Annotated in this window: 10 protein-coding genes and 1 tRNA gene; 3 read left to right on the forward strand and 8 right to left on the reverse strand. The window is 67.5% G+C overall.

Going from position 1 to position 11,450, the window contains the following annotated elements; all coding sequences use genetic code 11:
- Positions 1-105: 105 nt before the first annotated feature.
- From ACRDUX_RS19745 to ACRDUX_RS19760, 4 genes are all read right to left on the reverse strand, one after another.
- The gene (locus ACRDUX_RS19745; protein WP_526415709.1) at positions 106-1,311 is read right to left on the reverse strand and encodes a CHAT domain-containing protein; all 1,206 of its coding nucleotides are present in this window, start codon (positions 1,309-1,311) and stop codon (positions 106-108) included.
- Positions 1,308-3,044, reverse strand: coding sequence for a hypothetical protein (locus ACRDUX_RS19750; RefSeq protein WP_526415710.1), 1,737 nt, complete (start codon positions 3,042-3,044; stop codon positions 1,308-1,310). The genes ACRDUX_RS19745 and ACRDUX_RS19750 overlap by 4 nt, the downstream gene beginning before the upstream one ends.
- A gap of 123 nt (positions 3,045-3,167) precedes the next feature.
- Positions 3,168-3,238, reverse strand: a tRNA-Cys gene (locus tag ACRDUX_RS19755).
- Between the two features lie 59 nt (positions 3,239-3,297).
- Positions 3,298-4,053 (reverse strand): DUF899 domain-containing protein, encoded by a 756-nt coding sequence (locus tag ACRDUX_RS19760; protein ID WP_526415711.1) that lies wholly within the window; start codon positions 4,051-4,053, stop codon positions 3,298-3,300.
- A gap of 91 nt (positions 4,054-4,144) precedes the next feature.
- On the opposite strand from ACRDUX_RS19760, the gene ACRDUX_RS19765 reads away from it, so the two are divergent.
- Positions 4,145-4,849, forward strand: a complete 705-nt coding sequence (locus ACRDUX_RS19765; protein ID WP_526415712.1) for an MgtC/SapB family protein — start codon at positions 4,145-4,147, stop codon at positions 4,847-4,849.
- A gap of 12 nt (positions 4,850-4,861) precedes the next feature.
- Here ACRDUX_RS19765 and ACRDUX_RS19770 read toward each other — a convergent pair whose 3' ends face one another.
- Both ACRDUX_RS19770 and uvrB read right to left on the reverse strand, forming a co-directional pair.
- Positions 4,862-6,259: an MFS transporter gene (locus ACRDUX_RS19770; protein ID WP_526415713.1), complete on the reverse strand. Its 1,398-nt coding sequence runs from the start codon at positions 6,257-6,259 to the stop codon at positions 4,862-4,864.
- A gap of 54 nt (positions 6,260-6,313) precedes the next feature.
- Positions 6,314-8,476, reverse strand: a complete 2,163-nt coding sequence (uvrB, locus tag ACRDUX_RS19775) for an excinuclease ABC subunit UvrB (RefSeq protein ID WP_526415714.1) — start codon at positions 8,474-8,476, stop codon at positions 6,314-6,316.
- 70 nt (positions 8,477-8,546) lie between these two features.
- Between uvrB and ACRDUX_RS19780 the strand changes: the two genes are divergently transcribed.
- Entirely contained in the window at positions 8,547-9,053 is a 507-nt protein-coding gene (locus ACRDUX_RS19780; protein WP_526415718.1) for a ribonuclease FAU-1 family protein, read from the forward strand.
- Positions 9,054-9,064: 11 nt separating this feature from the next.
- Positions 9,065-9,643, forward strand: coding sequence for a hypothetical protein (locus tag ACRDUX_RS19785; RefSeq protein WP_526415715.1), 579 nt, complete (start codon positions 9,065-9,067; stop codon positions 9,641-9,643).
- Positions 9,644-9,651: 8 nt separating this feature from the next.
- Here ACRDUX_RS19785 and coaE read toward each other — a convergent pair whose 3' ends face one another.
- Positions 9,652-10,830, reverse strand: coding sequence for a dephospho-CoA kinase (gene coaE / locus ACRDUX_RS19790; protein WP_526415716.1), 1,179 nt, complete (start codon positions 10,828-10,830; stop codon positions 9,652-9,654).
- A gap of 77 nt (positions 10,831-10,907) precedes the next feature.
- Positions 10,908-11,450, reverse strand: a 543-nt coding sequence (locus ACRDUX_RS19795; protein ID WP_526415717.1) for a S1 RNA-binding domain-containing protein, incomplete at its 5' end; no start/stop codon positions are given.

The following is an 11,450-nucleotide window of genomic DNA, read 5'->3' on the forward strand; positions in this document are numbered from 1 at the left end:
CCGCTGAACGGACCCCAAGGCCGCCACGGAGACTCCGACGAGCTGCGCGGGCTCAGGTGAACGTGCCTTACCACCTTGGCGCGACGTACAACTCGCCGGCCTGACTCAGCGGGCGCCGTCGACGGCGAAGGTGGCCAGTGCGGCCCAGTACACCGGGCTGGCGCTGATGTCGCCGTCGCGCCAGCGCCGCATCTGCGCGCGCTGCCAACGGTTCACCGCGCGTCCCGCATCGTCGGATCGGTGCGCCAGATCCACCCCGATGACGGTCTCGGCCATCGGGTCGAAGGCCAGATCCGTTGTCCCGGGGACGAATCGGCGGTACCCGGCGGTGGTGGGCAGCGGCCACAGCGTCGCCGTGACCAGCTGGGCTCCGCCCAGTACCATCGCCGCCACCAACCCGGTGGCCTCGTCGAATCGATAGTCTCCACCGGAGGCACACGCCAGCAGTGCGACCCGCGGCGGGACAGCCAGCCCGGTGCCCATGATGTCGGCCGCGGTAAGAGCCCGGTCCTCGGCGAGGTGCAGTGCGGCTCGGTCGGCATGTCCGACACCGCCTTCTGCGGCGCTGGCGTGCCCGACGTAGAGCAGCCGGGCCGGCTCGCCGGCGCAAGCCTCGGCCAACCAGTGCCGGTCGATGTCGGTGCGGCGGAACAGCTCCTCGGAGGAGGCAGCGGCGGGCAGCACCTGCCCGGCTGCCACCGGCCCGGCGAAATGGCGAGCCAGAGCGGTCTGCGCTGACGGGCGGCCAAGCACCGAGCCCAGTGCGGAATCGGGGCGCTGCCCTGGGATGCGCGGGTCGAGCACCGCCACCGCGGGTCGCGCCAGGCGGTCCGACCAGCTCGCCGCCGGCCGGGGTGCGTGCACGATGTTGGGCGGCACCGCCATCAGCACATCGGCCAACTCCATCAGCCGGAAGTGATGGCGGTCGGGCATGACCAGCTGCCCCCAGGGCACCCGGGCCAGCTTCGGACTCGGCGTGATGAACAACGTCGCCCGCGGCGCGGCCACGCAATCGGCCAGCAGGGTCCAGCCCTCCATGCCGATCAGGCGGGTGCCGAGTTCGCGGGCCAGCTTCAGCTCGTGCTTCGGACTGGCGAAAGGTCCCGTAGTGAGCGATCTTTCGATGGCATCGGCCGGCGTTTCGTCGCCATGGGGGTCGGGCAGCGCGTTGTCCAGGGCAGCGTAAACGGCAGGCAGGTCGGGGTCTTCGATCACCCATTTGACCGACCGGGTGGGCTCCCCCACCACCCGCAGGCTGGCGTAGGTGACGACGCCGACGTCGGCGAAGCGCAACACCAATGTCGCGGTCATGGCCAGGTCGCCCATTCGGGTTCGGCCGAGGTGACCTCGCGGCCGTAGCGCTGCAGTGCCAGTTCACGGTATCGGCTCATGATGGGCGCGGTCTGCGGATCCATCCGCAGCGGTGGCAGCGGGCCAAGCCGGGTCAGCCCACCCGCAGTGACCGGCGGCGCGGCGGCCGCCACGGCCAGCTCTGGGGCCAGTTCGGCCTCCACCGGCACCGGCGCGGTGGCCGTGCCGGTCCAGTCCCCCGCCTGTTGCGCCGCCGATTCGGCACTGAAGGTGCCTCTGGCACTGTGGTATTCGACCAGTTCGCAGATCAGCTCGGTGTTGTCCCACTCCCACGCCACGGCGAAGGCACCAGCCAGCATCGGCGCGGAGACACAACTGGCCCAACGCGTCCGGGCACGAGCATCTTCGATGGTGTAGCGGACCGAGTCCACCGCGAGCGCGGCAGGCACCTTGAGATCGGCGGCCCGCTCCAGCTTGGCCATCCCGCGCCGATACTTCCGACTGCCGGGGCGGCAGTTGAACACCCCTTGTCCCTCGGCATGTTTCGCCTCGACCTCGGCCCAGCTCTGGTCCGGCCTGCCGAAGCCGTCAAAACCCATCTCGGCGAGTGCCTCGGCGCGCCAGATGCTGCCCAGGTGAGCGTCGAGCCTGGCGTACTGCAGCCAGCTGTGCCGGGGTGAGGAGTCCAGCAGCTCCCGCGCCTCGGCCACCCGCTGGGCGGCCTCGTCGAAGGCTCCACGGAACACCGAGAGCCAGCTGCGCTGCAATAGAATCCGGTGAATGTGCAGGGGCTTGCCCAGCTCACGCCAGTGCCGTTCGGCGTGCTCCCAACACTGGTCGGCCTCCTGCAGCTTCCCGATCCCCATCCGGATCAGACCGAAATACAGCCAGCTCCTGGACACATCGTGCGCGCGGGCGTGCTCGGCGATCACCGGATATGCCTCGGTGACCAGGTCCTGGGTCTCGGCGTATTCGGCGGCCGCCCAACAGGTGGCGGCCCGTTCCAGCTGTGCTCGGGCCCGCGACAGCGCCCAGCCGCGGGCATCGGCTCGGGCCCCGGCCCGGCGCAACCAGGGCTGCGCCTCGTCCAGCCGCCCCGACTCCGCACAGAACCGGCCGTAGCCCAGCGCGCCGACGACGAACAGATGGTCGTCCTCGGCGTTGGCACCGGTCGGGTCGAGTTCGGTCAGGGATTCGATGACCTCGTCCCACAGCGGCGCCGACCGGGCGTACAGATCATCGTCACACAGGCCGGTGGCGACCAGAATGCGTGCGTGAGTGATCAGACGCCGGTGTTCGTCGGCGAGATCGGGGTAAGCGGCCCCGACCTCTGTCAGCGCTTGCAGATGGGCCGTGGCCTCGTCGTGCTCGCCTCGCACCGCCGCAAGCCCGGCCCTCAGGAAGTCGGCGCGCCGCGCATAGCGGCAGATCATCCGGTCGACGTCGGTGTCGGACATAGTGCCCTGGATTGCGGCCTCCGGCTCGTTGCCTGCCCGGTTCGCGGTGTGGATCGCCAGGCAGTCATCGATGCGTCGAATGCCTTCTACGACATCGTCATAGGCAGTGCGGGCCAGATACATCTCGCTCACTAGGGCGAACGCCTCGAGGGCGTAATCGTCGCGGTCGGCCTGCTCGATACGGGGCATCAGCGCCACCAGCAGTTGGTACGCGGCCTGTTCGTCGGCGGCCAACGCCAGGTGACGTGCGCGGTCGAGCTCCTCCACGATCGTCACATCAGCATCATAGGAAAGCGGCCGGCGTCATCAAGACACCCGCCGCCCGTTCAGCGCCAAGTCCCGACCAATGGTTGAGACTTGGCGCCGGTCGGAATCGCGTTGAGCTGGCGATGACGTGCGAGCGAGTGACGGGATTCGAACCCGTGTAAACGGCTTTGCAGGCCGGTGCCTAGCCACTCAGCCACACCCGCGTCATGACCAACATGCCAGTGGCGCAGGCAATCCTCCACCCTTTGGATCGGCGTGATCGCTATGTCAGCGGCACGCCGGTGGCCTCGCCACCGCGGGGCCACTCCGGCGGCGAGTCCTCCCACTGTTCTTGGCGGCCGTACGGAGTCAGATCCAGGAACGGATATCCGACTGCCGTGTGGTCGAGCCCGCGCGCGTACGTAGAGTAGGTGTGGAACACGTCGCCGCCGCGACGCAGGAAGACGCTGGCGCCCGGCAGGTCGCCGCGCAGCTCGTCGTCGGACCAGCCGTCCGCGCGAAGCTCGACGAGTGACCTGTAGTTGTATTCGACTGGCGCACGGGCAGCATCGAGCGTCACGTGGAAGTCGTAGGTGAAGTCGTTGTCGCGCGACGAGTACCACGGAAACGTCCAGCCGTGCCGGTCGCGGTACCGCGTGATGCTCGGGTACGGCGCACGCGACACACACGCCAACGTCACTCCCCTGGTCTCGAGCATGGCGCGGTCACCCGGGGTGAACGACAGCTCGGCGGCCGCGGTGCAACTCGGGCAGCCCTCGTCGGTCGCGTCGATCCACATGAAGTGGTGGACGTAGAGCTGAGGACGGCCCTCGAACATGTCCACCAGGCGCAGTTCCCCGGCCGGCCCGTCGAAGACGTAGTCCTTGTCCACCTTGACCATTGGCATCCGCCGTCGCTCGGCGCTGACGGCATCGCGCAGATGCGTCACTTCTCGCTCACGGACCAACAATCGTCGACGTGCTGCCAGCCACTCGTCACGGGTCGCGATGTCGGGGTAGGCGTTCGGTGTCGTCGGCATGTCAGATCCTCTCGGTTTGGCGTTCGACGTGTTGACTCGCCGACGATCCGGGAATCATCGCCGAATGCGCGTGTCGCGATACCTTGTCCGCATGGATCTCTGGCTGGCGGATCCGCCCTTCTTCGGCGGACCAGGTCAAGGCACCCGTCAGATCGTCGAGTTGTTCGTGGCATTCGGCCTGACGGCGCTGATCGGCCTCGAGCGGGAGATCCAGGGCAAGAGCGCAGGCCTACGGACGCAGACCATCGTCGGCACGGCGGCTGCGTTGATCCTGCTGGTCAGCAAGTACGGGTTCAACGACGTGCTGTCCGAAGGGCTCATCGTCGTCGACCCGTCTCGCGTCGTGGCCCAAATCGTCACGGGTATCGGCTTTCTCGGTGCCGGCATCATCATCTTCCGCCGTGGTTCGGTTCATGGCCTGACGACTGCGGCATCGGTGTGGGAGTCCGCGGCGATCGGCATGGCGGCCGGTTCCGGTCTGCTGCTACTCGCGTGCACGGTGACGGCCATGCACTTCCTCATCATCGTTGGCTTCATGCCCGTGGCGCGGCGCCTGGCGAACAGGCTCGGTGGCTCGATTCGCGTACACGTGGCCTACGAGGACGGCCACGGCGTCATGGGTGCGGTGTTGCAGGCCTGCGAGCACCGCAACTGGCAGCTCGCCGAGTTGGAGTCCGACCCGACCGGCGGGGTGCAACTCACACTGTCCGGCAATGGCATCCTGAGCGCGCCGACGGTGCTTGCCCGCATCGACGGCGTGACGGCAATCCGGCAGCTCGACGACGATCCCGACTGATTGGTCGCGACATCACGTCCGGCCGCGGCTCGCACGGTAGGACGCGAGACACCCAAGGGCCGCGAGCGTGGTCATCACGGCGAACATCCATCGTGCGGCGGTCGCATCGCCCCGGTCGGTCATGTTGACGACGATGCCCGCCACACCGGCTCCGAATGCGCCGCAGATCAGCTGCACGGTGTTTATCGCCGCGGCCGCGGTTCGACCCTCGGCGGGATCGTCTGTGCTGCCCATCGCCCACGCCGACAGATGAGGCCATGCCATTCCCACACCGGTGCCGGTGATGATCAGTGCGATGACCCACACCACGACGACGATGCCAGGGGCGTCGTCGAGTTGGCTCACCGCCGCGACCCCGAGACCGATGGCCATCACCAAAGGTGACACCGCGACCACGCGAACGATGACGCTCGTCCTGGTCAGGGATGCGCTGATGATCTCGCTGAAGGTCCACCCGACGGCCACCGAGGCGCCAAGGAATCCGGCCGCCAAGGGCACCAGATGCGCAAGGCGCTGCCCGAACAGGGGGACGTACATGTCCGCCATGGTCGCCGCCATCAAGACACCGAGCGTGAGGTAGATCCACTTCAGCGGGCCCGGCCGAAAGGCGGAGGCGGGCAGCACGGATGCCGCGGTTCGGCGATCCACCACCAGGAAGACCAGCACCAGCGCTGCGCCTGCGACGAGAAGTCCCGCAGTGGCTCCGACGTCGTGTTGTACGCCTGCGACGCTGACCGCCAGCGCCGCGACACCGAGAAGCAGCAGCGACCACACCGGGATTCGGTCCGCCGGCGGCCGATCGGCGTCAGCCCTGCGACCGGGCAGCGCGAACGGAACCAGCACCGCCATCGCGACCGCCAAGACCGCCAGCACGCCGAATGCCCAACGCCAGGAACCGAATTGGGCGAACGATCCGCCCGCGGCCGGCCCCAACAGGGTGCCTACGCCCCACATCGCCGACACCAGCGCCGAGGCCTTGGTCCACAACGATTGCGGCAACGCGGAACTGATGACGGCATATCCCAACCCGGCAAGCAGGCCGCCGGCCGCGCCCTGCACCACTCGCCCCAGCAGAAGGAATTCCATGGACGGCGCGACCGCACACACCACGCTGCCCGTCCCGAAGACACCGAGACCGGACACGTAGGCCCACCTCGGCCCGAGCTTCGTCAGCAGGGAGCCGACGGTGGTGGCGGCCACCACCGACGCGACCAGATAGACGGTCGTCACCCATGCATAGAGACGCCCGCCGCCGATCTCGGCGACGGTGCTCGGCAGCAGACTGACCACGAGGAATTCGTTGGTGGCGTACAGCGCGACGCCACCTGCGAGCACTGTCGAGGCGCCGAGGTTCTTCGGCCCGAGGAGCTCGGCCCAGCCACCTGTCGGCCCAGTTTCGGTCCGCGTCACGCGCACAACCGTATGAGCTCAACCACCGTTGAGATCAAGTTTCGCGCCCAGACCTCACTTGAGGCCTGCGGCGTCCATGCCGCGCAACTCCTTCTTCAGGTCGGCGATCTCGTCGCGGAAGCGGCCGGCCAGCTCGAACTGCAGATCCCGCGCGGCGGCCATCATCTGCGCGGTCAGGTCCTTGATCAGGTCGGCCAGCTCCGCACGTGGCATGTTCGCCGTGTCGCGGCCTTCGAAGATGCCTGCGCTGACGGCGCGACCCGGTTCGCCCTGGGCCCGTCGACCGCGTGAGGAATTGCGGCCGGAGCCACCGACGTCAACGGTCGCGTCCGTGTCGTCGGCTTCGCGGTAGACCTGATCGAGGATGTCGGCGATCTTCTTGCGCAGCGGCTGGGGGTCCACGCCGTGTGCCACGTTGTACGCGATCTGCTTGGTACGGCGGCGATCGGTCTCCTCGATGGCCTGTTGCATCGAATCGGTCATCCTGTCGGCGTACATGTGCACTTCACCCGACACGTTGCGCGCTGCCCGGCCGATGGTCTGGATGAGGCTGCGGGCCGACCGGAGGAAGCCCTCCTTGTCGGCGTCGAGGATCGACACCAGCGACACCTCCGGTAGGTCGAGACCCTCACGCAGCAGGTTGATGCCGACCAGCACGTCGTACTCGCCCAACCGGAGCTGCCTGAGCAGTTCTACCCGGCGCAGCGTGTCGACCTCGGAGTGCAGGTAACGCACCCGGATGCCGAGCTCCAGCAGATAGTCGGTGAGGTCCTCGGCCATCTTCTTGGTCAGGGTGGTCACCAGGACCCGCTCGTCGAGTTCGGTCCGCTTGCGGATCTCACTGATCAGGTCGTCGATCTGGCCCTTCGTCGGTTTCACTACCACCTGCGGGTCGACCAGCCCCGTCGGCCTGATCACCTGTTCGACGAACTCGCCGGACGACTGGCTGAGCTCGTAGGGGCCTGGCGTCGCCGACAGGTAGACCGTCTGCCCGACGCGGTCGGCGAACTCCTCCCACGTCAGTGGCCGGTTGTCGACGGCCGACGGCAGCCGGAAGCCGAAGTCGACCAGGTTGCGCTTGCGGGACATGTCGCCCTCGTACATGCCGCCGATCTGGGGCACCGTCACGTGCGACTCGTCGATGACCATCAGGAAGTCTTCTGGGAAGTAGTCCAGAAGGGTGGCAGGCGCCGTGCCGGGCCCGCGGCCGTCGATGTGCCGCGAATAGTTCTCGATGCCCGAGCAGAACCCAACCTGGCGCATCATCTCGACGTCGTAGTTGGTGCGCATCCGAAGGCGTTGCGCCTCAAGCAGTTTGCCCTGGCCTTCCAGTTCGGCCAGCCGCTCCTCCAGCTCCTTCTCGATGCTGGAGATGGCGATCGCCATCCGCTCGGGGCCTGCGACGTAGTGCGTGGCAGGGAAGACGCGCAGCTTGTCGACCTTGCGCACCACGTCACCGGTGAGCGGGTGCATGTAGTAGAGCGCCTCGATCTCGTCACCGAAGAACTCGATGCGGACGGCGAGCTCCTCGTAGCTCGGGATGATCTCGACGGTGTCACCGCGGACCCGGAACGATCCGCGGGTGAAGGCCATGTCATTGCGGCTGTACTGCACGTCGACGAGCAGCCGGAGCAGCCCGTCCCTCGGTACCTCGTCGCCCACCTTGAGCTCGACCGAGCGGTCCAGGTAGGACTGCGGTGTGCCGAGACCGTAGATGCAGGACACCGAGGCCACCACGACCACGTCGCGACGCGACAGCAGATTCGAGGTCGCCGAGTGCCTGAGCCGCTCAACGTCGTCGTTGACCGAGCTGTCCTTCTCGATGTAGGTGTCGGTCTGCGCGATGTAGGCCTCGGGCTGGTAGTAGTCGTAGTACGACACGAAGTACTCGACGGCGTTGTTGGGCAACATCTCTCGTAGCTCGTTGGCCAGCTGGGCGGCAAGCGTCTTGTTGGGTGCCATCACGAGCGTGGGACGTTGCAGCTTCTCGATGAGCCACGCCGTGGTCGCGGACTTGCCGGTGCCGGTGGCACCGAGAAGGACGATGTCGCGCTCGCCCGCGTGGATGCGGCGCTCCAGTTCGGCGATGGCCGCAGGCTGATCGCCTGCCGGAGAGTGCTCGCTGACCACCTCGAACTCGCCGCCAACGCGCACGACGTCGTCGACCGCGCGGTACTCAGAGTGCGCGACTACGGGGTATTCGGTAGCAAAAGCCATTTCACCAGGTTAGAACCAACCACCGACAGATGCTGTTCCATGACGGGCAGCGCTGCCATACCCTGGCCCCATCCACGCTCCCAAACACGAGACGTTCGACGTCGCGGCCCGCACGAACACCGACCCCAAGGGCATCGTGCGGGACGTCGACGTGTACACGGTGCAGCCGTGGGGGCTCTACATGGCCAGACCCACGCCCGGTCGCGCGCAGTTCCACTACCTGGAGTCGTGGCTGCTGCCCTCGCTCGGTCTACGGGCGACGATCTTCCACTTCAATCCCGGCCACGAGCGCGACCAGGACTACTACCTCGACGTGGGACGGATCACCGTCGAGGGCCAGGTCTGGCGCACTGAGGACCACTATCTCGACCTCGTCGTTCGAACGGGTCGCAGTGTGGACCTCATCGACGTCGATGAGCTGTTCACGGCGGTGCAGCACGGACTGCTGACACCGGAGACCGCCGAACGGGCGGTGCAGACGGCCGTCGCCGCGATCGACGGTCTGGCCCGCAGCGGATACGACCTGGAACGGTGGCTGATGGACCACGAAATGGCTCTCACCTGGCAGGCAGCGTAATGTCTAAATTCATGAGCTTGACTAAGTGCCGGCTGATGACGGGTGTTTCGGCATTCGTCCTGCTCTTCGGCGCCCTGTTGGTCCCAGCCGTCGCACAGGCCGATCCCGAAGCCCCGTCAGACCCGGACGCTGCCCAGCAGTCCGCCGACGCCTCCCCCGCGCAGCCTCCGGATTTCGGGCCGGGCCCCTACAACGTGGTCTACCGGGCTCGCGTCGACGGCGTGTCACGCGGCGCGACCATCAACTACACGATCGCCGACGATCAGGTGAACACCGCGAACCCGACGATGGTGCCCGGCCGGACGTTCGAAGCGACCGGCGTGGTGTCGAAGACGCAGAACGCCGGCATGCAGGTGTCCATCCAATGGCCCTACTCGGCGAGCCTGCATTGCGAGATCCTGGTGAACGACCAGATCGTCGCCGAGGCCGATCAGTTCGTTGCCCCTCGCCTCACGCCGCAGCACGACGACCCCGGCTACGGCGTGCTCAGCTGCGGATCGGTGACCAACTTCCCGACCGGCAACACGGCCCCCATCGACGCGCCGCCACCGGTTGACGAGCCTGCGCCGGAACCCGCACCGGCTGCCTGAGCGTCGACTCAGGGCCGCCAACCCGTCTCGTCCGCCCATTCCCACGCCCGACGGTAGGCGTCGACGAACCACGGTTCCTTGGCGTCTGCATAGTCGGCCACGGTCTCGGGCTCTTCGGCCAACACGGCGCGCTTGACGGCGACGTATTCGTCCTGCACGTCGGGATTGGCCTTGAGCCAGTCGACGAACAGCAGTGCGAACCGCTGTCCCGGCGAACCGTCGACCCGTAGGTGCACGTTGGTCAAGCGTCCCGGATCCGCAGACGCGTGTAAACGCTTGTCCCACGAGGCTGGATCGCCGGTGTGCGCGGCATCGCCGGTGAGACCGAGGAGCCGCGGATAGCCGGCGGCCAGAAGCGCATCGGTCAGCTCGTCGGCCACCGCCAGGGACGCGACCGACACCTGAACGTCGATGACGTCCTTGGCGTCCAGGCCTGCCACCGCCGTGGACCCGATGTGGTCAATGCGGTTCGCACGGTGGCCGCACGCCGTGTTCAGCCGGTTGACGATCCGTCTGGCCTGGTCCGGCCACGACGGATCCGAAGGGACCAGCCGCGGCCTGGCTCGGGCCGGCTCACGCGCCTGCACGTTGTGCGCAAACGGCAGGATCCGCTCGTCCCACAGCTCGCGGGCACGTTCGGTCAGATCCTCTGCGGTGCCGGAGTTGTCCAGCCACACGTCGGCGACGGCTCTGCGCTGCTCCTCGGTCGCCTGCGCGGCGATCCGGGCCCTGGCATCGGCCTCGCTGAAGCCGCGGTGCTCGATGAGCCTCGCTAGGCGAACGTCGACGTCGGCGTTCACGATCACGACGAGGGGGAACATCGGCGCCATCTGGGACTCGACCAGCAGCGGAATGTCCTCGACGATCACTGCGTCCGCGGGGGCCGCCGCGATGAGCTCCTCACGCCGCTTACCGACCAGCGGGTGCACGATGCCGTTCAGCGTCTTGCGCTTCTCATCGTCGGTGAACGCCACCGCGGCCAGCGCGGGCCGGTCGAGCTGACCGTCGGGCAGCAGGATCTCCGAACCGAATGCCTCGACGAGCGCGGCCAGCCCCTCGGTGCCGGCCTGGACCACTTCGCGAGCGATGACGTCGCCGTCGACGACGATGCCGCCGCGTTCTGAGAAGGCGGACGACACGGTGGACTTACCGGCGCCGATACCGCCGCTGAGGCCGATGCGAAGCACCGCATCAGTCTGTCAGCACACCGAGACGACGAACGCCCCGGCTCGATGTGAGCCGGGGCGATCGATCGTGCTACGTGTTAGGCGTTGCCTGCGAGCTTCTCCCGCAGAGCTGCCAGCTGCGCATCGCTAGCCAGCGTGCCGCCGGAGGAGGGCTCGCCCGAGCTGGACGACGTGGTCGAGGAACCGTTGGCGGTGGCGGGCCTGCTGGCTGCCTCCGCGTCGGCCGCCGCGAACTTCTCCATCTGCGCGGTGTGCATCTTGTGGCGGCGCTCGGCCTCGGCGTACCGGGCCTCCCACTCGTCACGCTGCTTCTCGAACCCCTCGAGCCATTCGTTGGTCTCGGAGTCGAAGCCCTCGGGGAAGATGTAGTTGCCCGCCTCGTCGTAGCTGTCGGCCATGCCGTACTTCGACGGGTCGAACTCCTCGGTGTAGTCCTCGTTGGCCTGCTTGAGCGACAGCGAGATACGACGGCGATCGAGATCGATGTCGATGACCTTGACCATCGCGTCGTCGCCGACCTGGACCACCTGGTCCGGGACCTCGACGTGGCGCTCGGACAGCTCCGAGATGTGCACCAGGCCCTCGATGCCCTCTTCGACGCGGACGAACGCACCGAACGG

This window comes from Mycobacterium sp. (assembly GCF_050701675.1).
GTDB lineage: Bacteria > Actinomycetota > Actinomycetes > Mycobacteriales > Mycobacteriaceae > Mycobacterium.

What these genes read in the sequence shown, in the direction of transcription:
- ACRDUX_RS19760 (WP_526415711.1), bottom strand. Translation starts at nt 4,053, where the DNA reads ATGCCGACGACACCGAACGCCTACCCCGACATCGCGACCCGTGACGAG.
- ACRDUX_RS19765 (WP_526415712.1), top strand. Translation starts at nt 4,145, where the DNA reads ATGGATCTCTGGCTGGCGGATCCGCCCTTCTTCGGCGGACCAGGTCAA.
- ACRDUX_RS19785 (WP_526415715.1), top strand. Translation starts at nt 9,065, where the DNA reads ATGAGCTTGACTAAGTGCCGGCTGATGACGGGTGTTTCGGCATTCGTC.
- ACRDUX_RS19745 (WP_526415709.1), bottom strand. Translation starts at nt 1,311, where the DNA reads ATGACCGCGACATTGGTGTTGCGCTTCGCCGACGTCGGCGTCGTCACC.
- uvrB (WP_526415714.1), bottom strand. Translation starts at nt 8,476, where the DNA reads ATGGCTTTTGCTACCGAATACCCCGTAGTCGCGCACTCTGAGTACCGC.